The following is a 24,207-nucleotide window of genomic DNA, read 5'->3' on the forward strand; positions in this document are numbered from 1 at the left end:
CAGAAAAAACAATGGGCATCAGGCACGGGGGCCTCGCTTGGCAGCGTTGGGCCACGCGTTCTGCATATGCCAATTACAAAGCCCTTTGCAATTTTTTATTCTTTCCTAACCTATACCGCCTTCATGCAAAGTCCGCCTTTCCAGCGATGGATCTCCATCGTTCCTCGACAGCAAGGCTGAATGGCCGTTATCCGCACGGAGCATGCAATGGGTGTTAATCAGAACCTGCATTTCGGTCTGATTGGTCAGATGTTCAAGAGCGATTACAGCTGGCTGTGCGCGCGCGTTGGCCGGGCGATGGGATGCCCGCACGGGGCGCAGGATATTGCCTCGGAAACCTTTTTGCGGGTGCTGGCGTTGCCGGACCCGGCGGCCATTCGAGAGCCACGCGCATTGTTGACCACCATTGCGCGGCGCCTGATGTATGAGGGCTGGCGCCGCCAGGACCTGGAACGTGCGTATCTGGAAGCACTGGCCCTGGCGCCGGAGTTGGTGCATCCGTCGCCTGAAGAGCGCTTGTTGCTGATCGAGACATTGCTTGAAGTCGACCGCTTGCTCAACGGCTTGTCGGCCAAGGCCAAGGCAGCGTTTTTGTATCACCAACTGGATGGGCTGACCTACGCGCAAATTGCCGAACGGCTGCAGGTGTCGGTGAGCCGGGTGCAGCAGTACATGGCCGATGCATTCAAGCGTTGCTACCTGGCGATGGAGCAGCCATGAGCACCAACCCGCCCGATGAGGCGATGATCGATGAGGCGGCGCAATGGATGGCGTTGCTGCAATCGGGGCATGCCAGTGCCCAGGAGCACCACGCGTTCCGCCGTTGGCGCGAGGGCGACCCACGGCGGGCCGAGGTCTTCAATATGATGGGCAGTGGCGTGTCGGCGCTGGGCAACGACGACCTGCGGCGCATGCCGCGCGAGAGCCTGTTGCACACCTTGAATGCGCCCTCGGGCCGTCGCCGCTTTTTGCGCAATACCCTGGCGTTGGTGGGCTTCGTTTCCTGTGCGAGCCTGGTCACGCGGCTGTCCGACACCTGGCTGCCGTCCGACGGCCTGCGCACCGGCACGGGCGAGCGCTTGAACCTGACGTTGGAAGACGGCAGCGCGTTGAGCCTGGATGCGCGCAGCAAGGTGATCACGCATTTCGACGCTCGGCAACGGCTGCTGGCGTTGCTCGACGGCAAACTGTTGGTGGACGTGGTCAAGGACCCGCTGCGCCCGTTTATTGTCGAGACCGAGCAGGGCCGCATGCGCGCTTTGGGCACGCGTTTTCAGATGCAGCAGGGCGACGGCCAGACACAAATCACCATGCTGCATTCCCAAGTGGAAATCACCACGCGCAGCGGCGCCGTGCAGGTGATCAACGCCGGCCAGAAAGCCACGTTCAACGCGCAGGGCCTGTTGAAACTCGAAGCCGCCAGCGGTGGCGAGGCCGCGTGGACGCAAGGCCTGCTGGAAGTGCGTGACCGCTCACTGGGTGAAGTGGTGGACGCATTGCGCGACTACCGGCGCGGCATTATCCGCATCAGCCCCGCGGCAGCCAGCCTGCGCTTGAGCGGGATTTTCCCGCTGGACGACAGCCAGCGTGCCCTGCAATTGCTGGCCCAGTCGTTGCCGGTGCAGGTCGACTACCACAGCCCGTACTGGGTCAGTATCGAGCGCCGATAAATCATTGCACGGCGCCCTATAAAAATCCCATGGCAGTTGCACAACCCAGTGCAGGCAGAGGTTTATCTGCCCGCGTACAGCCGTTTTCGCCGTTATAAACCCATGCCTTTTTAGCCTAACGCCCGTCTATAAAAACCGCTGATTGGTTGTTCAACCCATCAACTGCATAACACTGATGGGGACGCTCAACCATGCACTTCAAACACCGCAATCGCTCATCGCTGGCGGCGCTGTCTTTGGCCCTTGGCGTGACCCTGGCCGGGCATGGCGCCCTGGCGTTCGGCCAGTCGCCGTCGCCGGCAGCGGCTACGCACGCCCAGACCTATGACTTCGATATCGCCAGCGGTCCCCTCGACCAGGCGTTGCTGAACCTGTCGCGCAACAGCGGGCAGACCATCGCCTTCCAGCAAGACCTGGTGCAAGGCCTTACCAGTGCCGCGGTGCGGGGGCGCCTGACCACCGAGCAAGCGCTGCAACAGGCGCTGCGCGGTTCGGCCCTGGACGCGGTGCCAAGCGGCGACGGCGGCTGGGTGCTGCGCCGCGCGGCCAAGGCGCCTGCCGCCAGCATCAAGGCGGCACCTGCTGCGGCCGTCGCCCTCGCACCAGTGCCTGGCGATGTGGCCCTGGAATAAGTCGTGGTCACCGGCTCGCGCATTGCCCGCGCCCAGGTCGAAGGGCCGTCGCCGGTCACGGTAATCAGCGGCGAAGAAATCACCAGCCGTGGCTACAAGAACGTCTACTACGCCATCGCTTCGCAAACCCAGAACACCGGCATGACCCAGGGCGAAGACTACGGCAACACCTTCCAGCCCGCCGCCAGCGCCCTCAACCTGCGAGGGTTGGGGCCCAACCACACACTGGTGCTGATCAACGGCCGGCGCGTGGCCGACTACCCCACGGCGTACGACGGCGCGGTCAACTTCACTAACCTGGCGAATATCCCGGCGGTGATGATCGAGCGCATCGAAATCCTCAGCAGTGGCGCGTCGGCCGTGTACGGCTCCGACGCCATTGCCGGGGTGGTGAACATCATCCTCAAGGACAAAATCAGCGGCGTAGACGTTAACCTGCGCGGCGGTTACGCCGAGCGCGGCGGCGGCGACAACCAGCGCCTGCAGATCAGCGGCGGCGACAGTTGGGGCGATTTCGACGGTGTGTTCGGCCTTGAACTGACCAACCGCCAGCCGATCTGGAGCAACCAGCGCGGCTTCATGACCGACGGCCCGGCGGTCAACGTCGGCTACCGGCGCAACCTCGACAGCGGCGCCTACCTGGGGCCCGGCTGCGCCGCCTATGGCGGTATCTACAACGGCAAGCTGGGCAATACCGGCAACCGCTGCACCACCAACCAGTACTACAACGATTACTCGACCCTCCAGGCGGAGAAGGAGAACTACGACGGCTACACCCGTGGCACCTGGCATTTCAGCGACAGCGGCAAAGTATTTGCCGACCTGATGTTTGGCTTTGATCACACCCAGAACAACACGCGCGGCCCGAGCTTTACCTCGCCGGACTTCATCAACCAGAACACCGGCAACCTGGAGCGCTGGTCGCGTAACTTCGCCAGTGAGGAAATCGGCGGCAAGACCTCCAACAACAGCAAATGGCGCGAGCTGTCCTGGACCGGCACCCTGGGCCTGGAAGACAAGTTCGCCAACAGCGACTGGGGTTACCAGATCGCCGCCAACCGCTCCGAGTACACCAGCGACCGCAACACCCGCTACACACCGTTGAGCGGCATCCGCGATTACTACCTGGGGCCGCAACTGGGCACCCAGGACGGCCACCCGGTATTTGCCCCGGACCCGTCACGGCTGGACCAGCCGCTGACCGAAGCGCAGTGGCGGCAGTTTCGCGGCAACCTGGTGCAGAAGAGCAAGTCGGTGTCCCAGACCTTCAGCGCCAACATCAACGGTGACCTGTTCGACCTGCCGGCCGGGCCGGTGGGGTTTGCCGGCGTGACCGAGGTCGGGCGTCAGTCCTACAGCGTGCATGTCGATGACCAACTCAATGACGGCACCTTCTACAACACCACACCGGCGTCCAATTCCGGCGGCTCGCGTGACCGTTATGCCGCCGGTGGCGAGTTCAGCATTCCGCTCGCCGACACGCTGCTGGCCTCGGCGGCCGGGCGCTGGGACCAATACACATTCAGTGGCCGCTCTGAGCAACAGAAAACATACAACCTGGGGCTCGAATGGCGGCCGATCACCAGCCTGCTGTTTCGCGGCAGTTACGGCACCAGCTTTCGCGCGCCGGACCTTAATTACCTCTATCAGGCCGACAGCAAAGGCTACAAACCGGACCAGATCGACTACTACGGTTGCAGCAAAGGCCTTGAAGGCGCCTGTGATCGCGGGCGCGTTGACTACACCCAGAGCGGCACGCCGAACCTTGAGTCGGAGCGCGGTAAATCCTGGACTTATGGGGTTGTCTGGTCGCCCTCGCATCAGTTCGATGTGTCCGCTGACTTCTGGCGCGTGCAGATCAAGGACCTGCTGACCACCGTTGACATCAACCGCCTGCTGCAACAGGAAGACCAGTGCCGCAATGGCCTGCTCGACGCCGCCACCTGCGCCGATGTGCTGGCGCGTGTGCAGCGTAATGCCGGCAACGCGGCGGTCGATCCGAACAAGTTGCAACAGGTGTATGTCAATGCCATCAACGCCGCCAGCGAACGCGCCAGCGGCCTGGACCTCAAGAGCAATATCCGCTGGGGCGCAGGCGAGTACGGCGCGTTCAGCTCGGTGATCGGCTACAGCCTGGTGCTGTCCCACTACCTCAAGGAATCGGATGAGGCGCAAACCCAGAACCTGCGCAGCAGCACCAACAACTACGACTGGCGCAGCAAGGTCAACGCCAGCCTGACCTGGGATTACCAGCGCTTTACCACCACCCTGACCGGCATCCGTTACGGCAGCGTGACCAATGGCGCCGGCGACGGGCGCCTGTCGCCCTGGGCCACCTTCAACGCCAGCGCGCGTTATCAGGTCAATGACCAGGCCAGCGTTGGCCTGACCGTCAACAACCTGCTCAACACCTACAAGCATGATGATTCCGCCTGGCCGTATTACCCGGTGGGCAACTACGACCCCTATGGTCGGCAAGTCTGGCTGGACGTGAGTTACCACTTCGGTAAGTGAGGTGTCGCTAACGCATAAGGACATGCGTTAACGGTCTAAACGGCGCTCTATAAAAAGCCCGGCATCGATGCACAACCCTGCATACCCAGACAAAGGACAGGGAGCCCTCGACGCATGCTTACGCCAAACCCCACACGTTTTTTACTCAGCCTCGCCGCCACGCTGGTCGCCGGTAGCGCGACGGCCAGCCCGTTGGACATTCCCGCCGGGTCGCTCGACAAAACGCTGCTGAGTATTTCCCAGCAAAGCGGCAAGCCGATCGCGTTCGAACAACGCCTGGTCAGTGGCCTGAATGCACCGGCGATCAAGGGTGACCTCAGCGCCGGTGAAGCCCTGCAAATCGCCCTGCAGGGCACCGACCTGCAAGACAGCGAAAGCGCCAGCGGCATTGTGCTGAGCGCCGCACCGCGCGAGGCAACGATTGCGCCGGTCACCGCCGGGGTAGAAAGCCCGTCGCTGATCCCGCAATTGCAGCGCATCGAAGTCACCGGCAGCGCGATCCGCCGGGTTGATGCGGAAACCGCCGTGCCGGTGACCATCCTGCGCACCGAAGAGCTGAAAAAACAGGGCGTCACCACCACCGAGCAATTGATCAGCCGTATTTCCGCCAACCAGTCCTCGGTAGGCTCCGGCCGCTCGATCGGTTCCAGCAGCGGGGGTGCGGCCTATGCCGACTTGCGTGGCATCGGCCCGAACAAAACCCTGGTGCTGCTCAACGGCAGGCGCCTGGCCAACAACGCCACCAGTGCAATCAACGGCTCGGGAGTGGACCTTAATACCATCCCGTTTGCCGCCATCGACCGCGTGGAAGTGCTGCGCGACGGCGCGTCGGCGTTGTATGGCACGGACGCCATCGGCGGGGTGATCAACTTCATCACCAAAAAAAGCGTGACCGACGGCCAACTGACCCTGGGCGGCAGCACGCCAACCCGCTCCGGTGGCGGTGAAACCAATAACTTCAGTGGCAGCTGGGGGTTTGGCGACCTGGAAGAAGACCGCTTCAACGTGTTCGGCGTGGTCAGCCACGACAAACAGCAAAGCCTCAAGGCCAAAGACCGCGACTACACCTACAACTACCAGCCGGGCCGTGGCCTGGATTATTCATCGGGCATCGCCTCACCGGCCAACTACAGCCAGGGCGCGAACGCGAGCAACCCGTTGGCGGCGTCCGGCTGTAATGCACCGGGGCTGATTTCCCGCAGCGGCATCTGCCGCCAATCGCTGTGGAGCTACCTGGACCTGGTGCCAGAAACCGAAAAGACTTCGTTCTTCGGCAAAGCCAGCGGCAAGTTGGCGGACGAGCATACCGTCAGCCTCGAGTACTTCTGGGCACGCAACCTCAACCGTACCCAGATCGGCCCTGGCTTGCTGCAAGGGCTGCAAGTGCAACCGGGCACGCCGTTCTACCCAGGCAACGGCATCACACCGGGCCCGACCCAGTTTGCCCTCGACCCGACGCAGCCGGTCGATGTGAACTGGCGCGAAAGTGAAGTGGGCCCACGCAAGCATGAAGACGATAACGTCGGCCAGCGCCTGCTGCTGACCTTCGAAGGCACGCTGGCGGGCTGGGATTACAACGTCGGCGCGGCCTACAACCAGAACAAAGTCACCAACACGATCAAAAGCGGTTATGTAGATGACCGCGTGGTTGCCAGCGGCATCAACACCGGCGTGATCAACCCGTTCGGTCCGCAGACGGCGGCCGGCAGTGCGTTGCTCGGCGCCAGCGGGGTAGACGGCGACTACGGCTCTGCCGTCGGCCGTGTCAAAAGCATCGATGGCCGTATCAGCCGCGACATCGGCGACTGGTTCGGCGCAGGCCCGTCGGCCCTGGCGCTGGGCGGTGAGTACCGCAAGGAAGACTTCCACCAGGACTTCGCCGACTTTGCCGCCAACGTGCAAAGCCTGGGCGTCGACCCGGCCGCGACGGTGGCGGGTGATCGCACGGTGTCGGCGCAATACGCCGAGGTCAACGTGCCGGTGATCGACAGCCTCGAGCTGTCGGCAGCGCTGCGTCACGACAAATACAGTGACTTTGGCAACACGACCAACCCCAAATACTCGTTCCGCTTCCAGCCGTTCCGCGAACTGGTGGTGCGTGGCGCCTACAGCGAAGGCTTCCGTGCGCCGTCCCTGTATGAACTCTACAACCCCAACTTCACCAGCTTTACCGTGGCCAACTACAACGACCCGCGCCTGTGCGCTGGCGGCTCGCCGAGCAACGGTGGCCTGGCTAACCGCGATTGTGCGCAGCAGTTTTTCAGCCGCAGTGGCGGTAACACCAGCCTGAGCCCCGAAACCGCGCGCAACGTGACCTTGGGCTTTGTCTATCAGCCGATCACCAACTTGTCGGTGGGCCTGGATTTCTGGTGGATCAAGATCGCCAATCAGATCGCCGAGTTCCCGGAGTCGGCGGTCTTCGAACAGCCTGACCTGTACTCGGACCGCATCGTGCGCAAGGCCGATGGCTCCATCGACCACATCGTCACCGGGCTCGCCAACCTGGGCAAGGTCAAGACCAACGGCGTCGACGTCAGCCTCGACTACCGCTTTCCCGAGTCCCGGCTGGGCCAGTTCGGCACCAACCTGCAAGGCACTTACGTGGATCGCTATGTGTACCAGCAGCAGCTCAAGGGCGATTACATCGACAAGGCCGGTGACTTTCGCGGCGGCGATTTTGCCTCGGCCGGCGCCGTCGCCCGCTGGCGTCACAGCCTGACCGGCACCTGGAACAAAGGCCCGCTCGGCGCCTCGCTGACCAACCGCTACACCAGTGGCTACAACGACTACAACCGCGCCTTCCACGACAAGGTCGGCGCCTGGAGCGTGTGGGACCTGGCCGGCACCTACACCTGGCGTGACACCGCGCAGGTCACGGTGGGCGTGCAGAACGTGTTTGACCGCGAACCACCGTTCAGCAACCAGACCTCGACCTTCCAGAGTGGCTACGACCCGCGTTACTCCGACCCGTTTGGCCGCACGTTGTATAGCCGGGTTTCCTACAACTTCTGAGGATGAAGCACTGCCTCAGTAACAAAGCACATAAACGGTGGGCGCTGGCTTGCCGGCGATAGCGGTGGATCAGTCGATGAAATACTGACTGACAGGGCCTCATCGCAGGCAAGCCAGCGCCCACACGTGATCTTCAGTGTTTTCAAAAAAGGAGCCGCGTTTGTGATCCTGTGTCGTTTCATCCTGGCAGGGCTGTTGCTGGGACTTTGGGCGCCGTCACTGCTGGCGCAACCGGTGCATGCATTAACGGTTTACGGCGAAGCCCCCAAGTACCCGGCAACCTTCAAGCACCTGGACTACGTCAACCCGAACGCCCCCAAGGGCGGCAGTTTTCGCCGCTCGTCCATGGAAGGCGGCGCGTTCGATCACCTGATCCCGTATGTCGACAAAGGCACCGGCATCACGCAGATCCAGGGCTGGCTGTACAGCCCGCTGGCGTACCGCTCACAGGATGAGCCCTACACCGTGTATGGATTGGTGGCGCAGACCCTGGAGCTGGCCGACGACCATTCGTGGATACGTTTCTACCTCAACCCCAAGGCGCGTTTTGCCGATGGCACGCCCATCACCGCCCAAGACGTGGCCTACACCTTCAAGCTGTTCACCACCCAGGGCAGCCTCGCGTACCGCCAAACCTTTGCCGACGTGGATGAGGTGCAGGTGGAATCACCGACCCAAGTGCGCTTCACCTTCAAAAGCGCCGACAACCGCACCTTGCCGCTGGACATCGCCTCGTTGCCGGTGCTGCCGGAGCATTGGTGGCGCGGGCGTAACTTTGCCAACGGCGGCGGCTTTGAACCGCCGCTGGGCAGCGGCCCGTACCGCATCAGCGCAGTGGACAACGGCCGCAGCGTCACCTTCGAGCGGGTCAAGGACTGGTGGGGGCAAGACTTGCCAGTGACCCAAGGGCAGTACAACTTCGACAGCCTGCGCCTGGAATTTTTCGCCGACACCGACGTGTCGCGCCAGATCCTGCAAGCCCAGGGCTATGACTTCAACCGCGAGTTTTCTGCCACCAGTTACTCGGTGGGCTACGACGGTGAAGCCTTGCGCGACGGGCGCCTGCAACGCGAGCAGCTGGCCCCGGATGCGGTGCAGGGCACCCAGGGGTTTGTGTTCAACCTGCAAAAACCGCAGTTCCAGGACCGCCGCGTGCGTGAGGCGTTGAGCTTGCTGTGGGATTTCGACTGGAGCAACCGGCAGATCATGCACGGCATGTACCTGCGCCAGCGCAGCTTTTTTTCGCGCAGCCCGCTGGCGGCCAGTGAGCTGCCCAACGCCCAGGAGCGGGCGATCCTCGAACCCTGGCGCGGCCAGGTGCCGGATGCGGTGTTCGATCAGGTGTATCAACCGCCGCACACCGACGGCAGCGGCCGCATTCGGCCCCAGCAGGCGCAAGCCTTGAAGTTGCTCGAGGCGGCGGGCTGGACACCCAAGGGCGACCAACTGGTGAATGCCGAGGGCACGCCCTTGCAGTTCACCTTTCTCAACAGCCAGAAGGGCTTTGAACGTTTGCTGCTGCCGTACAAACGCAACCTGGCGCAGATCGGCATCGGCTTCAACATTCGCATGATCGACTCGGCCCAGTACACCAACCGCGTGCGCGCCCGGGACTACGACATGATTGTTGTGGGCTACCCGGTCAGCCCCTCGCCGGGCCGCGAATTGATCAATTATTTTGGCTCCGAAAGCGCCGACGACCCGGGCTCCAACAATTACATGGCGCTGCGCAGCCCCGCAGTAGACGCATTGATCGATGGCCTGGTGCGCGCCAACGACCGTCCGAGCATGGTGCGCTACGCCCACGCGCTCGATCGTGTTTTGCAGTGGGGCTTCTATTGGATTCCCAACTATTACCCGCCAGGCTCGTCGTCGCTGTGGTGGAACCGTTTCGGCCGCCCGCGCACGGCGCCGCTCAATGAGGTGGGCATCGACACCTGGTGGGAGCTGAGCCCGACGCCGCTGACCACTGCGCAAATGCGTGAACTGACCGAGGTGAGCCAACATGCTGGCCTATAGCGCGCGCCGTTTGTTGCTGATCGTACCGACCCTGCTGTGCATTTTGCTGGTGAATTTTTTTATCGTGCAGGCCGCACCCGGTGGTCCGGTGGAGCAAGCCATCGCGCGCCTGCAAGGCATCGGCACCCAGGCCTCCGCGGCGGGCACCCGCGTGGAAACGGGCAGCACTGAATCACGCACCACCCGTGGCCTGGACCCGGCGCTGGTAGCCGATATCGAGCGCCAATACGGCTTTGACAAACCCTTGGGCGCACGCCTGTGGCTGATGCTCAGCAGCTACGCGCGGCTGGATTTTGGCGACAGCTTCTTTCGCGGCGCCAAGGTCACCGACCTGATCCTGCAAAAACTGCCGGTGACCTTATCGCTGGGCTTTTGGGCCACGCTGATCAGTTACCTGGTGTCGATCCCGCTGGGCATTCGCAAGGCCGTGCGTCATGGCAGCCGCTTTGATGTGTGGAGCAGCGCGGCGGTGATCATCGGCCATGCCATGCCGGCGTTTCTGTTTGCGTTGCTGCTGATCGTGGTGTTCGGCGGCGGCAGCTTGTTGAACTGGTTTCCAGTGCGCGGGCTGGTCTCGGAAAACTTCGCCGAGCTGTCCTGGGCGGGCAAGGTGGTCGACTACTTCTGGCACCTGGTACTGCCGGTGTCGGCGCTGGTGATCGGCGGCTTTGCCACCCTGACCATCCTCACCAAAAACAGCTTTCTCGATGAAATCAGCCGCCAGTACGTGGTGACCGCACGGGCCAAGGGCTTCAGCGAAAAACAGGTGTTGTACAAGCACGTGTTTCGTAACGCCATGCTGTTGATCGTGGTCGGGCTGCCCCAGGCGCTTACGGCCATGCTGTTTGGCGGCTCGCTGCTGATTGAAGTGATTTTTTCCCTCGACGGCCTCGGCCGCCTGAGCTACGAAGCGGCGGTGGCGCGGGATTATCCCGTGGTGTTCGGCACGCTGTTTATCTTCACCTTGGTGGGGCTGGTGATCAAATTGCTCGGTGATGTGTGTTACCGGCTGCTGGACCCGCGTCTGGATTTTTCTGCGAGGGCGCATTGATGCAGGCTTTTTCCCCGACCACACGCCGCCGCTGGTTGCACTTCAAACGTAATCGCCGGGGCTGGTGGTCGCTGTGGCTGTTTGTGGCGTTGTTTGTTGCCTGCCTGGGCGGTGAGCTGTTGGCCAACGACAAACCCTTGCTGGTGGCCTACCAGGGCGCGTTGTATTTTCCGGCATTGGAGCGCTATACCGAGCAGGACTTCGGCGGCACGCTGCCGTTTCAACCGGACTACCGCGACCCTTACGTGCGCGAGCTGATCGAAGGGCAGGGCGGCTGGATGCTGTTCGCGCCGGTGCCGTTCAGCTACGACACGGTCAATTACGACCTCACCGCGCCATCGCCCACGCCGCCCAGCGCGCAGAACTGGCTGGGCACCGACGACCAGGCGCGGGACGTGCTGGCGCGGGTGATTTTCGGCACGCGGGTGTCGCTGTTGTTTGCGTTGGCGTTGACCGTGGTGAGCGCCTTGATCGGTGTCGCCGCCGGCGCGCTGCAAGGCTATTACGCCGGCTGGGTCGACCTGTTGGGGCAGCGCTTGATCGAGATTTGGTCCGGGCTGCCGGTGCTGTATTTGCTGATTATCCTGTCCGGTTTTGTCGAGCCGAGCTTCTGGTGGTTGCTGGGGATCATGGCACTGTTTTCCTGGCTGACCCTGGTAGACGTGGTGCGCGCCGAGTTCCTGCGCGGGCGCAACCTGGAGTACGTGAAGGCCGCCCGCGCCCTCGGTGTGGGCGATTTTGCGGTGATGCTGCGGCACATCCTGCCCAATGCCGTGACGGCGACTTTGACCTACCTGCCGTTCATCCTCACCGGCGCGATATCCACGCTCACCGCGCTGGATTTTCTCGGCTTCGGCATGCCCACCGGCAGCGCCTCGCTGGGTGAGTTGATCGGGCAGGGAAAAAATAACCTGCAAGCCCCATGGCTGGCGCTGACGGCGTTTTTTGCGCTGGCGGTGATCCTGTCTCTGTTGGTGTTTATCGGCGAAGCCTGCCGCGATGCCTTTGACCCTCGATCCTGATAAGCGAGCCGTGCCGTGACTGATGCGTTGATTGAAATCCGAAACCTGCAGGTGGCGTTCGAGGGGCACAAGGCGGTGCGTGGTATTGACCTGGATATTCGCGCCGGCGAATGCCTGGCGCTGGTGGGCGAGTCGGGCTCCGGCAAGTCGGTGACCGCGCATTCGATCCTGCAGTTGCTGCCGGCGCACACCACGCGCACCCAGGGCAGCATTCGCTACCTGGGCGAAGAACTGCTCGGCGCGCCGCCTGCGCGCCTGCGCCAGATTCGTGGCGACCGCATCGCCATGATCTTTCAAGAGCCGATGACCTCGCTCAACCCGCTGTACAGCATCGAGCGCCAACTGTCCGAAACCCTGCTGCTGCACAAAGGCCTGGGCGGTGCGGCCGCACGCGCGCGCGTCCTGGAATTGCTCGAACTGGTGGGCATCCAGCAGCCGCGCCAGCGCCTGAATGCCTACCCGCATCAACTCTCCGGCGGGCAACGCCAGCGGGTAATGATCGCCATGGCGTTGGCTTGCGAGCCGCTGTTGTTGATTGCCGATGAACCTACTACCGCGCTGGACGTGACCGTGCAGCGGCGCATTCTCACGCTGCTTAAAGACCTGCAACACCGCCTGGGCATGGCGCTGTTGCTGATCAGTCACGACCTCAACGTGGTGCGCAGCATTGCCCAGCGCGTGGCGGTAATGCGCGCGGGGCAGATCGTCGAACAGGCCGAGTGCCAGACCCTGTTTGCTGCGCCGCAGCACGCCTACACTCGCCAGTTGCTGCAAGCCGAGCCGGACGGGCGTGCGCTTGAACGTGCGCCGGCCGGCAACCTGCTGGAAGTGGACGGCCTGAGAGTCTGGTTCGCCCAAGGCGGCCTGCTGCGGCGTAAGCCGCCGATCAAGGCGGTGGACGGCATCGACCTGCGTTTGCAGCGCGGCAAAACCCTGGGCATTGTCGGCGAGTCCGGCTCGGGCAAGTCCACGCTGGGCCAGGCGATCCTGCGCCTGGTGGACGCCCAGGGCAGTATCCGCTTTGAGGGCCAGGCCCTCGACGCCCTTAAAGGCAAGGCGCTGCGCCCATGGCGGCGCAAGCTGCAAGTGGTGTTCCAGGACCCGTTCGGCAGCCTCAGCCCACGCATGAGCGTGCAGCAAATCATTGAAGAAGGCCTGCGCGTGCACACCGACCTCACTGCCGCCCAGCGTGAAGCCGACGTCATCAGCGCACTGCGCGACGTCGGCCTCGACCCCGACACCCGCCACCGTTTCCCCCACGAGTTTTCCGGCGGGCAACGCCAACGCATCGCCATCGCTCGCGCGCTGGTGATCAAACCCGATCTGATCCTGCTCGACGAACCCACCTCGGCGCTGGACCGCACCGTACAAAAACAAGTGGTGAGCCTGTTGCGTCGGTTGCAGGAGGAGCACGGCCTGACCTACCTGTTTATCAGCCATGACCTGGCTGTGGTACGCGCGTTGGCGCACGACTTGATGGTGGTCAAGGACGGCGTGGTGGTGGAGGCGGGGAGTACGCAGCAGCTGTTTGAGGCGCCGCAGCATGCCTATACGCGGGATTTGCTGGTGGCCTCGGCATTGCGGCCACTGGAATAATCAGTTCCCACAGCGCTCGGCAGGCAACAAAGATCAACTGTGGGAGCTGGCTTGCCTGCAGCACGAAGTCTGTGGCGGGTGGACTGTTGTGACGAGCAGGCTTGTCCTGCGTTGGGCTGCGAAGCGGCCCCAGTAAAGGCACTGCAATTTTCCTGAAAGAACTCAGCGTCTGGGTTTGGGGCTGCTTCGCAGCCCAACGCAGGACAAGCCTGCTCGCCACAGGAGAAATTGGCTGCCTTCAAAAGTTGTGTAGATACCCATAGCTATCGCAGGCAAGCCAGCTCCCACAATCACTGTGGGAGCTGGCTTGCCTGCGAAGGCATCAACACGGGCGACCTGCCGAGCCGAAAGACCTGAATCGCCGCAGTATCAGGCCAGGCGTGCCCGCCAATCACCGCCATGCTGGAGGTTGCAGGCTTCTTCGCAATCAAAGCGCACGCAGCGCTCGATTTTCACGGGGGCCACTTCGGCGTCGTGCAACGCAGCAGCCGTCAGTTCGCGCATACGTTGGCCCGCGCCGTTTGCCAGGGCCAGCTCCTTATTGGCCCGCGTATCGAACACCCAAATCACCCGCAGGCTTTGGGGGAACGCGGCGTAATCAACCGTGTGAGTCAGCCACTCGAAGCCCGGGATATCAGCCTTGGCGGTTTCGCAGGCTTCGGTCAGCGTGGCGACCAGGCGGCGTTCGAGGCGGGCGGTGTCGCGTTTGGTTGGCGGCATCAAAGGTCCTGAGATTCAATAAAAGTCATCACATCATCCGGCCCGTATTCACGGATTAGCCAGTGGTTCCCATCGGTTCGAAGTGAAACGCCTTAGACCTGAATGTCACACCACGCCTCAACGGCGTGCAGCCGCAAGGTCAGACCCGATGCGAAGCACACCACCACGTGATGGTCGGCGGGGAAGGTATCGCAGAGGTAGAACGTTTCTGTCGCGGCGTCGGCTGCCACAATGCCGATGGCGTGAAGCACCGTGTCATCCTCAATCGGGCTGTCATGGCGCCCTTCGGCCGAAAAATAACTCACGCCATGGAAGGTGACGGTGATCTCCCGTGGCTCTTCGGGCGGCACCCAGTCCTCGGTCCGTCGTGTAAACCTGAGCGACAGCGTGCGCTCAGACAGCGCGTAATGGATGTCGCTGGCGACATAGAAATTGTGCAGGTCACAGGCGCGTCCTTCGACCTCAACCTCTATATGCCCGAGTACAAAACCGTGAAATTTCATCGCGCCTGCCTATCGCTGCTGAAAGGCCACCTTGAGCCCCAGCCCCATAAACAGCGTGCCGATGATTTTGCCTTCCCAGCGACGCAGCTTTGACAGCCCCTTGATCCCGCGACTCAACGGGCGAATCGAGATCGCCAGCAAACTCGTATAAACCGCGCTGAGCCCCGAAAAAATCAAACCCAGCACCGCAAATTGCACCAGCGACGAGCCGGATTCGGGATGAACAAATTGCGGCAAAAAGGCCAGAAAAAAGATCGCGGTTTTCGGGTTCAACACCTCGGCCCCGATCGCCTGGAAAAACGCCTGACGCGGCGTCACCGCCGGTAACTCAAGGCGCGCGTGCGTACCGGTTTTGGCCATGAAGGCCCGCACGCCCAGGTAGATCAGATACGCCGCACCGGCCCACTTCACCGCGTTGAACGCCGCCGCCGAGGTCATCAAAATCGCTGACAGGCCCAGTGCCGCGCACAGGGTGTGAATCAAGTCGCCGCAAGCCACCCCCAGCCCGGTGGCGATGCCCACCTTGCGCCCGCCTTGAATCGTGCGCGTGAGCACCAACAGCACCGAAGGGCCGGGGATCAGGAAAAGACCGATCACCACGGCGACGTAGGTGACGAGGGAGGCGAGTTCAAACATGGCGGCGATCTCTGAGTCAGGCACGGCCTACAGTAATCCTCATGTAAAGGGGTAATGCAACGCCGCTCAAGCAAACGCCGCGAGCATATAGGCCTGCAAGCCTTTTTCTTCCAGAATCTCGATGGAGAAATGCCCAAAGCGCTTGGGCAACCAAATGATGCGCGTGCCGGATGGCGACTGCAGATCCTCCAGGGCCAATGGCCGGCCGTTCTCATCCTCCGGTTGCACGCCCTTGGCGACCAACTCGGCATAGGCCACCTCGATGTCCGGCGTGGTGTAGCAGTGCCGGTAAATCATCCCTTCGCCGTGTGCGTCCAACAGCTCGCGCAAGTTACCCGCCAGCGGCTGCACCAGCATGAAACGCTCCTGGCCCATCAGCACAACCGCATATCGCACATGAAAGCCGCCGCGATTCCAGACTTGAGTGGTGGAGATGTTGGCGTTGAAAATATTGGCGTAGTACGCGCACGCCTGTTCGAGGTCCTCGACCAATACATCGACGTGGCTGAATGTCAGCTCCATTGCATGCCCTCTGGCGGATGTGGGTTCAGGCGACACTATCCGATTTACAACTGTTTACGTATTCAAAGAAACCTTCGATATAGGCTTTGAACAGCCCCGACCCACTGTTCGCTGAGCCAGCCGCCATGAAACTGCCTGCTATCGCTGTCGCGTTTTTTGCCCTCGCCACCTTGCAATCGCCATGGACGCAAGGCGCGACGCCCATCACCCATGTCGCCATCTACCGTGGCCCGGCGGGGTGTGACGACTGTTCCGAGAACGTCAAAAACGCCTTGCTTCGGCTCAGCCCGAACTACCAGATCGACTTTATCGGCGCGGACGAAGCCATCGACATCACCCCGCAAAACCTCGCGCGCTATGACCTCTATGTTCAGCCGGGCGGCGGGCAAGATATTCCCGCTGCACTCGACAGCTTCGGTGATGCACGCGTGGACGCCATTCGTGAATACGTGGCCAAGGGCGGGCGCTACCTGGGGTTATGCATGGGCGCTTATCTGGCGGACAACAGCAACTTTGGGTTGATACCCCAGGACCTCGACTCCGAAGCCGGGCGGCCGGGGTTTGAAGTGGCGGGCATTGAGGATGCGGCGGTGCGGGTGGTGTGGGATGGCAAGCCAGACAGCGTGTTCTATCAAGATGGACCGTATTTTCCCAAGGTTGATGGGCACGCGCCGTATACGGTGATTGCGACTTATCGCAATGGGGATGTGGCAGCGGCGCGGTATCGGTATGAGAAGGGCGTGGTGGTGCTGAGCGGGCCGCATCCGGAGGCGGGGAAGGCGTGGTTTGAGAATGCGGGGATTGCGGTGGGTGAGATGCCGCGGGGGGAGTTGTTTGGGGTGTTGGTGGGGAGGGTGGGGAAATAACAGATGTATCTATGTTTGTTTGGTAGCGGGTTGTCGAGAAGGGCTGCTTTCGGCCAGAAGCGGACGCTTATGATCCAGGGTCGCAAAACTCCCTTTCGTGGTGCCTGCTCTGAGCACCAATGCGCTCGCCGGTGAATATATACGCCCTGATATGTTCGCGAGGAATAGCTCATCATTGCTGCACAGGCGAGATAGCGTTCCTGCCAACCTACCGCTGGAATCTAACAATGCAATTGCAACCATCGACTCACGAGCGGTCTATCTTGGGTCTATGTGGCAGGCTGAGGTGCGCTCAAAGCTGACAGATGAATCCTAACGATTCATTCAAGCCGATGCCGCGTCGCTACGCAGTGTGATTCAAACAGTGTCCATTTACGCGGAAAGGGGTGCAGCTTCATTAACCTAATTGTAAACGCCCGCTTTCGGCTGTTTCAGAGCTTAACAGCCTTGTGTTAGCGATCTTGCGGGAGCGGGATGGCAGTGCGCTATCATATTCAAAAAAATGCCACTAGAATCTCGTCACTGTTCAAGTATCGAACCTGGAGATTCTATGGATTTTGAATTCAAAACTTTTTCCCCTCGCTCCTTTGAGCGCTTTTCGCAATCTATGGCGCTGCATGCACTCGGCAACGGAGTCATGGTCTTCGGGGACGGTCCGGACGGTGGACGAGAAGCCTCATATGACGGCACCTTGAACTACCCGTCAGGTGGGGAAAATTGGGTAGGTTATACGATCATGCAGGCGAAATTCCTTCAAGTATCGGGTAGCCCACACGAAGATGCTGATTGGTTAGTGACCCAGCTTAGGGCAGAGCTTCTAAAGTTTACAAAACCTGACTCGAAGTTAAGAAAACCTGACTACTATATATTAGTTAGTAATGCCCGATTATCACCAATGCCCGAAAGCGAGCGAGCTAAAGGTGGCATAGCTAAGATTGATGAAGTATTCGCCGAATTTAAGGATGCATTGCAATTAAAAGATTATCGCGTTTGGCACCTTGATCAGCTTTGTACAATGCTTATGAATGCAGACGCGATTAGACGATCTTATGCAGCTTGGCTTTCTACTAGCGATGTAATAGCTGACATTCTGGCCGAAGTCAATTCCAAAACATCTGCCATAAAAGAAGGCATGTATAGGTATCTAGCCAGAGAACTTCGCTCACATCAGCCTATTCGGTTGCAGCAAGCGGGGCATTCTGGCAATTCGCAAACCATGATTGAAGATGTTTTTTGTAGATCTTCCATTTCGAACTGATAGGCAGCAAGGACGGGAAGGCCCCAAAAAGCTTTTGCTCGCCACCCTTTTAGATCGTTCCCGAGATTGCCTTGATGGGGCGAGCGTGACTGCCCAACAAGAGCAGGTATTTGGGAGGCCTGAACGAATACTGATTTTAGGTGGTCCTGGGCAAGGAAAATCTACTCTCTCTCAGTTTTTAGCTCAAATATTTCGCGCGAACATACTCAAGTCAAATAACAGGGGGAAGAACCCTGCTGAAATTTCAGCGATAATAAAAAAAACACTGAGTTATGCTGAAGAATTAGAGTTGTCGACAGAGATACCTCTAAGATTTCCAATTCGAATTGACCTACCTATATTCGCAGATTGGTTGTCTAAGCGAGAGTCAAACCAGTCTGCATCGCTATTAGATCACGTGACAGGGCACATCTCGCATATATCCAGTACGGAAATTGGGGTCTCCGATCTTAGGCAATGGCTAAACAATCACCCCACAGTAATCATCCTCGATGGGCTTGACGAAGTTCCGTCAAGTGCAAATAGAGGAGCGGTTCTGCGTGCAATAAATGAATTTTGGGATGAGGCAAGTCAAGCTGATTTATTAATGGTAGTAACAACACGCCCCCAAGGTTACAACAATGATTTGGATCCCGCCCTATATTCAACACTCGAGCTAATTTCATTAGCTCCTGAGCAAGCCATTTCTTATGCAAAGAAACTAGCAGGTGCATTATTAGCTGATACTATTCAACGAGAACGAGTGCTTGAAAGAGTTTCTGAGGCAGCAGAAAGTAAAACTACTGCTCGCTTGTTAGTAAGTCCGCTTCAAGTAGCTATTCTATTGTCATTGATTGATCAACGAGGTGATGCGCCAACGGATCGCTGGAGCCTATTCGATAAATATTTTGGAGTTATGCTTCAGCGCGAGCAGGGGAAGCCAGGTCGAGTAGGCGAAGTAATGCGGCATTGGAGTCGTCAAATTTCAGCAATTCATTATCGAGCAGGTTTTCTCTTGCATGTCGAGGCAGAGACTCTCGGTCACTCTGAACCCCAACTGACGTCCAATGACCTAGAAACCCTAGTGAGAGGTCAGCTTGAAGACGAAGGTTATGAGGGTGACGAACTAGAGGAGAGTATCCGAGCTCTGATCGAAGTATCGACTGAGAGGATGGTTCTGCTAGTTCAAAATACTCAAGATCGGTATACCTTTGAAGTTAGATCCCTTCAAGAATTCATGGCGGCCGCCTATGTTATGTCCGGACGGGAGTCAACCGTCCAAAAACGCTTGAAGACAATAGCAAATAAAACTCACTGGCTGCACGTCTTTCAAATCGCTGCGAGCAAATGCTTTGCAGAAAACGACTCCGTACAGTACAGAGATACAATTGTAACAATTTGCCGCGACATCAATGAAAATGGGGAGGAGGCGGATAGATTGCTAAGGACCGGTTCAAGTCTCGCACTAGCATTACTTGACGATGGGATCGCTTACGATCAGCCTAAATACAGGAGAATGTTGCTAGCTACTGCATTCGAGATTTTATATGCTGGCCCTAGCCTACTGCCGGACACACTTAGAGATCATTGTGATCGTGAGCCCATAAGGACGATTGAACTCCTTCGGAAATACATTGGAAACTTCGTTAGTGACACTATAGACGCGGCGTGGCGCCTTTTATTTAGCTGTTATATAACAGAGCAAAAATGGACTGAAGACTTTATTGATGAAGTATGGTCGGACGAGACAGGGCATTTGGCCAAGCTACTCCTGATCCCAGTATCTCTGCCGCCCAGCTCTATGCTACTTTGTAGATTGCGTGAAAAACTGCTTATAGTTCCATTCTCTTTAATTAAATCTGTATACGAATCAAAATTTCGTGAGACCTCGACAATGCAGCAAACCATATTCGCAAACTACCCATGTCTGCGGATATTGAACAATCCGATGAAGAAGAAAGAAATAAAGCTCACTATTGGTGGGCGTGAATCAAGATACCAATTGCAGTATTGCCCTTTAGAACTGAGCAAGCACACGCAAACCATCTACGAGAACCTACCGAGCACCATCGGATGGGAGCCATTGCAAGCTCTTAAAACATTCCATGAAAAACCTAGTGCATTCGCATTGGCAAATCTCCTCCAGTTAATTGAGTCTAAAGGCTGGGAAGAAATTTTTGTGGACCTTATTCACAATTTGCCATGGCCATTAGGTACTGCTGTGTACATCGCCGCAATAGAAAGAGACTTCTCGAGCATCTCCGCTGAAATCATGGGTGGAGGCTTTGGTGACACGCAGGACTGGCAGCAGGCTGAGGAACGGTGGACTGGCAAAGGAGTAGATAGTCAAGATCTTGAACTCTCTCAGCAAGGGCGATTCTTCAATAAAACCATATCGACAAATGGCTGGCCAGTTTCACAATGCTCACTTAGAGACTTTCAAAATTCTTCATTTTTAGTCGAACTAATTGAGATTGCATCCTCGGCTACGGGCAGTCCAAAGTCTCAGATTATAGATTACTTAGAAGTGTCTATTGCAAGTGAAGGCGACAAAATTCAACTTTCACTTGAAACTTTACGCCTGTTATTCAGTAAGGCGTATCCTGGCGAACCTGGCAGAGCATGGATAAATCCTACTATGCTCAGCAAGTTAGGCCGTGAGAGTTTTGGGGACGAAGCGTTTCTAGAGTTTTTGAGTATTTCTTGTACTCAAGGTTGGGTGTGGATTCCCTCACATTCAAATAATCCAAAGCAGACCTATGAGTTCTTGATATCCAACGTAAGCAAATATCCTGGTCTATTAGTGGCGCTCATAAATCTTGTAGTAGGCGATAGATCACCACAACGGTACGAGATTGACGAACGATTAAAAAATCTATCATTCAAGACAGATAACAATCCATTGGTAACAGACTGTCTCAATGTTGTAAATTTTGTCTATAGCGTCAACCACGTGGAGAAAATCTCTACCGCCCTACAGAAGGCCACAATTGGTGATCAATATCTTCCGAGTTGGCTGCTTAAAAGCTATCTAGAGAATGATCGACTTAAACCTGATCACACTTTAAAAATAATAGAATTGATAGCTGGTGAACTGAATCGCAACCCTAAGCTTCCGAGGATATTCTTTATGACTGATATACATAAGATATTGCGAAGCCGCAGGGCTGAATTGCACCTGCCGGAATGCTGGATTGATCTAGAGTTTTGTAAAGCCCTTCAGAGTTTGAGTGCCATGCGACGAGCTAAAGCACTTAATATGACCGAAGCATAAAGACATGATTTGATCAGCTAAGGATGCGTAAACAATTAGCTTTTTAGTGTCCCCGCTGCGTTGTTGTTAATCGGCGATTCAGCGGGCAATCGCTTGCTTACATAAATAGTTATTAAAGAAGTTGCAGAGCAATGGATATGGGGCTAGAAGTGTCGCAACGGTAGTCGCAGCACCTTTTCAACGCTTGTCACTGCGTTCTGCAAGTCTAGATCGTCCCCAGCATTTTTCGCGCAAAGATAACACTTTTGAGTACGACATTCGTTCGAATTTTAAGTCGTGCTTTATATCGCTAGATGATCGCTTTTGGCCGATAACTGACTTTCTGGTTGGAAAGGCCGAGCTGGAATGGCTGATAGGCAGCTAGTACGCTTGAGTCCCTCTAATGATAGCCATGGCGTTTTCATCGTACTGATAGTCGCCGTAATTACACTCCAAGATCTGCCCTATCTTGGGTTCAAAGTTAATAGCCATCAATCGTCCTTAGAGCTGCATTGCTGCCAGAACTCATGATGCTACAGCGCCACGCATTCCGCGCGAAGGAGTGCTGGGCATATCCATGCGATGGGTTGCTGCGAAGGTTGCGTGAGCGAGTGACGCCCGATTAGCGCCCCATGAGTGGGTAGTGCTCGATGCGACACGGATGCGGGTGGCCGTCGCCCTTGCAAATCCCATCCAGATACCGGTAGTCAATCTGCACCGACTGGCCTTTTCGAGGCCATTGCCGACGCGGGAGGGTATTCTGGTAATCGGTGGTTTCTGGGGTGAAGGTGACCGTCGAGCCTTGCTGGGGACATTGCGTGGTAGGGGAGATCGGGGCGACCTTGAGGATCCGCCCCTGCAGCTGTGGGTACGGTTGTTTCAAGACGTTGACGATCTGTACGTCCAGCCGGCAAATCTGCCAGCTCGCCGCGTGGACGGGGCTGCACAGGGTGGTGAGTGCAAGGGCCAGCGCTGCGTATGTTTTCATGGGCTAAATGTCCAGATCCTTGGAACAAGCAACCTGGCAAGGCCCTGAACTTCCGTCAGCTTCTGGCTGACTTAGTCCTTGGCGCCGGGTCAGTTGGGGAGTGGTAGCACTATGCCAATTACCCAGCGGCCAATACAAGTCTTATGAATTTGAGAGGGGGCCTATAGGGATATAGGTGTAAGCAATAAGCCAGAATGACTTTAGACATGCAGTCGCATGCTGTGAGCCTTGACTATCGGGCTGAACCAGAACCGCGCCGGCGGTCCGCTTTTGGCCGATTCCTGCCTCTCACGACGGAAAGCAAACGGACCAGCGAATCCGCACTAACGCGACATCGAAATGCCTTTGCCATCAGGCCTGAATGAGTCGTCGCATAGCTCAGGAGTAAGACGACAGCTAAGGCTTGGCGCGACGTGTGGGCTGGGCCCAAAGCAGACGGTGGGCAGTCTGCTAATGCATCAGCAATGAGGTACCCATCACTGTCGCGCTTACAAAATCACCTTTTATGATGATCAAGAGGTTATGTATGGCGATGGAAAGTTATACAACATACACTCAGTGAATCTCGAAAGAACCTTCGCCTAATAAATATCCAGGAGCAATTATGAAACTTTTCGCGGCATTCACAATTTTGTTATTTGCATTAGTAGGATGCGCTACAACTGGGAGCCAATCGCCACAGCAAGCCGCACAATCTGCGGCAATTTTATTTGAGCAACAAAAATTTAATTTAGTTTGGGTTCCCGCAGCGAATAACGGCATTTCCGGAGCTATGGCATCCGCGCTTATCGGAAGTGCAGGTTTAGAATCTCCAATTGTTTCAAGCATCCACCAAATAATTGCCCCTGCAAGCAAAGCTGATGTTCGTGTCGCCATCTCAGGAACCAATAGTTCTTTTGCAGCCAACTCAGCTATTACAGCCTTAAGTAACACATCAAGCATGCTCCCTAAGTTGCAACTTGCATTTATCGGCTCGACATCAGATGCCGCGGCAGTTCGCTCGGCAGTTGAAGCTAAAGGCGGTAAATTCTTACACGCCACACCAAATGGCTCCTAACTAGCGGTTAGCGACGGTCTGACTTCGACCGTCGCTATGCATGATCAAACCTCAGTCTGTTCCGCCATCTCCAGGGCGTCATCGACCTCAATCCCCAGATATCGAACAGTGCTCTCCAGCTTCGTATGGCCGAGCAGCAACTGAAGCGCCCGTAGGTTCTTCGTTCTGCGATAGATTAGTGATGCCTTCGTACGTCTCATTGTGTGAGTGCCATACATGGCTGGATCAAGGCCTACGGCTTTCACCCAGCCTTTGACGATACGAGCGTATTGACGAGTGGATAGATGGTCTGAGGTATGTAGCCGACTAGGAAAAAGGCAGTCCTCGCTGCGTAGTTGTGCCTGATGTATCCAGGCCACGAGAGCTGACCGTGTTTGCTCAGTGATCTCAAACTGCACTGGTCGCTGCGTTTTTTGCTGCATCACCATGGCTCGGGATGATACGTGCTCGCCATGGGCGACATCGCGCACGCGGAGCTTGGTTAAGTCGCAGGCTCGAAGCTTACTGTCGATGGCCAGATCGAAGAGAGCCAGATCCCGGGTTCTTTCCGCAATTTGAAGCCTTACTCGGATGGCCCAGATATCTCTCAGTCGGAGTGGGGCTTTCTGCCCGACTAGTTTTCCTTTGTTTCAGGGCTGACGGCCGCAGGTAGCGATGGTGTTCATAACAAGTCCTCCACGTGTGGAAAGACAAGGATGGCTAATCAGAGCGACGGTCGCTCACCGGCCAAGGGTAGTCTCTTGGAGGGGTCTAAGAAGCCGGGGGGAAAATAAGTGTAGGAAATTTCTCACGCGCCCTTGAACTTTAATGAGCAACAGTTGTTCATAGGGGAGTTGCCTGTCAGAGGCAATTCTTGCAGATCACGTGCCGTTCTGGTGCATGCTGCACCCGCAGGAAGATTTCACAGGG

16 protein-coding genes and 2 pseudogenes are annotated in these 24,207 nt (G+C 57.8%); 12 read left to right on the top strand and 6 right to left on the bottom strand.

Annotated features, from left to right (window positions below; all coding sequences use genetic code 11):
• Positions 1-207 precede the first annotated feature (207 nt).
• The 8 genes and pseudogenes from AACV02_RS24500 to AACV02_RS24535 all read left to right on the top strand — a co-directional run bounded on the left by AACV02_RS24500 (position 208) and on the right by AACV02_RS24535 (position 13,516).
• Positions 208-720, top strand: a complete 513-nt coding sequence (locus AACV02_RS24500; RefSeq protein WP_119742542.1) for a sigma-70 family RNA polymerase sigma factor — start codon at positions 208-210, stop codon at positions 718-720.
• Positions 717-1,670 carry a FecR domain-containing protein gene (locus tag AACV02_RS24505; RefSeq protein WP_119742544.1) on the top strand — a complete coding sequence of 318 codons (954 nt, stop codon included), beginning with the start codon at positions 717-719 and terminating at the stop codon, positions 1,668-1,670. The genes AACV02_RS24500 and AACV02_RS24505 overlap by 4 nt, the downstream gene beginning before the upstream one ends.
• A 191-nt stretch (positions 1,671-1,861) precedes the next feature.
• Positions 1,862-4,816 (top strand): annotated as a pseudogene (locus AACV02_RS24510) (TonB-dependent receptor).
• 114 nt (positions 4,817-4,930) lie between these two features.
• Positions 4,931-7,828: a TonB-dependent receptor gene (locus tag AACV02_RS24515; protein WP_237266745.1), complete on the top strand. Its 2,898-nt coding sequence runs from the start codon at positions 4,931-4,933 to the stop codon at positions 7,826-7,828.
• A 165-nt stretch (positions 7,829-7,993) separates the two neighbouring features.
• Complete coding sequence (locus AACV02_RS24520) at positions 7,994-9,847, top strand: extracellular solute-binding protein (RefSeq protein WP_372239740.1); 1,854 nt, start codon at positions 7,994-7,996, stop codon at positions 9,845-9,847.
• The gene (locus tag AACV02_RS24525; RefSeq protein ID WP_106576640.1) at positions 9,834-10,898 is read left to right on the top strand and encodes a microcin C ABC transporter permease YejB; all 1,065 of its coding nucleotides are present in this window, start codon (positions 9,834-9,836) and stop codon (positions 10,896-10,898) included. The genes AACV02_RS24520 and AACV02_RS24525 overlap by 14 nt, the downstream gene beginning before the upstream one ends.
• Positions 10,898-11,920 carry an ABC transporter permease gene (locus AACV02_RS24530; RefSeq protein ID WP_177413709.1) on the top strand — a complete coding sequence of 341 codons (1,023 nt, stop codon included), beginning with the start codon at positions 10,898-10,900 and terminating at the stop codon, positions 11,918-11,920. Before AACV02_RS24525 ends, AACV02_RS24530 begins: the two co-directional genes overlap by 1 nt.
• Positions 11,921-11,935: 15 nt before the next feature.
• Positions 11,936-13,516 carry an ABC transporter ATP-binding protein gene (locus AACV02_RS24535; RefSeq protein WP_119742550.1) on the top strand — a complete coding sequence of 527 codons (1,581 nt, stop codon included), beginning with the start codon at positions 11,936-11,938 and terminating at the stop codon, positions 13,514-13,516.
• A gap of 369 nt (positions 13,517-13,885) precedes the next feature.
• Here the strand turns inward: AACV02_RS24535 and AACV02_RS24540 are convergent, their stop codons facing one another.
• From AACV02_RS24540 to AACV02_RS24555, 4 genes are all read right to left on the bottom strand, one after another.
• Positions 13,886-14,236 carry a hypothetical protein gene (locus tag AACV02_RS24540; RefSeq protein WP_119742552.1) on the bottom strand — a complete coding sequence of 117 codons (351 nt, stop codon included), beginning with the start codon at positions 14,234-14,236 and terminating at the stop codon, positions 13,886-13,888.
• 92 nt (positions 14,237-14,328) lie between these two features.
• The gene (locus tag AACV02_RS24545) at positions 14,329-14,739 is read right to left on the bottom strand and encodes a hypothetical protein (RefSeq protein ID WP_119742554.1); all 411 of its coding nucleotides are present in this window, start codon (positions 14,737-14,739) and stop codon (positions 14,329-14,331) included.
• A 9-nt stretch (positions 14,740-14,748) separates the two neighbouring features.
• Positions 14,749-15,375: a LysE family translocator gene (locus AACV02_RS24550; protein ID WP_119742556.1), complete on the bottom strand. Its 627-nt coding sequence runs from the start codon at positions 15,373-15,375 to the stop codon at positions 14,749-14,751.
• A gap of 66 nt (positions 15,376-15,441) precedes the next feature.
• Entirely contained in the window at positions 15,442-15,897 is a 456-nt protein-coding gene (locus AACV02_RS24555) for a VOC family protein (RefSeq protein ID WP_119742558.1), read from the bottom strand.
• Positions 15,898-16,022: 125 nt separating this feature from the next.
• Between AACV02_RS24555 and AACV02_RS24560 the strand changes: the two genes are divergently transcribed.
• The 3 genes from AACV02_RS24560 (at position 16,023) to AACV02_RS24570 (ending at position 21,274) form a co-directional block, all read left to right on the top strand.
• Positions 16,023-16,763 (top strand): BPL-N domain-containing protein, encoded by a 741-nt coding sequence (locus tag AACV02_RS24560; protein WP_119742560.1) that lies wholly within the window; start codon positions 16,023-16,025, stop codon positions 16,761-16,763.
• Between the two features lie 550 nt (positions 16,764-17,313).
• Complete coding sequence (locus AACV02_RS24565) at positions 17,314-18,021, top strand: hypothetical protein (protein ID WP_157986858.1); 708 nt, start codon at positions 17,314-17,316, stop codon at positions 18,019-18,021.
• Complete coding sequence (locus AACV02_RS24570; protein ID WP_157986859.1) at positions 17,990-21,274, top strand: NACHT domain-containing protein; 3,285 nt, start codon at positions 17,990-17,992, stop codon at positions 21,272-21,274. The genes AACV02_RS24565 and AACV02_RS24570 overlap by 32 nt, the downstream gene beginning before the upstream one ends.
• Before the next feature lie 601 nt (positions 21,275-21,875).
• Here AACV02_RS24570 and AACV02_RS24575 read toward each other — a convergent pair.
• Positions 21,876-22,241, bottom strand: coding sequence for a hypothetical protein (locus tag AACV02_RS24575; RefSeq protein ID WP_119742564.1), 366 nt, complete (start codon positions 22,239-22,241; stop codon positions 21,876-21,878).
• A gap of 604 nt (positions 22,242-22,845) precedes the next feature.
• Between AACV02_RS24575 and AACV02_RS24580 the strand changes: the two genes are divergently transcribed.
• On the top strand, positions 22,846-23,298 hold the full coding sequence (locus AACV02_RS24580) for a hypothetical protein (RefSeq protein ID WP_157986860.1): 453 nt from the start codon (positions 22,846-22,848) through the stop codon (positions 23,296-23,298).
• 44 nt (positions 23,299-23,342) lie between these two features.
• Here AACV02_RS24580 and AACV02_RS24585 read toward each other — a convergent pair.
• Positions 23,343-23,963 (bottom strand): annotated as a pseudogene (locus AACV02_RS24585) (tyrosine-type recombinase/integrase).
• Positions 23,964-24,207 lie beyond the last annotated feature (244 nt).

It is taken from the genome of Pseudomonas sp. Larv2_ips, assembly GCF_963879675.1.
Lineage (GTDB): Bacteria > Pseudomonadota > Gammaproteobacteria > Pseudomonadales > Pseudomonadaceae > Aquipseudomonas.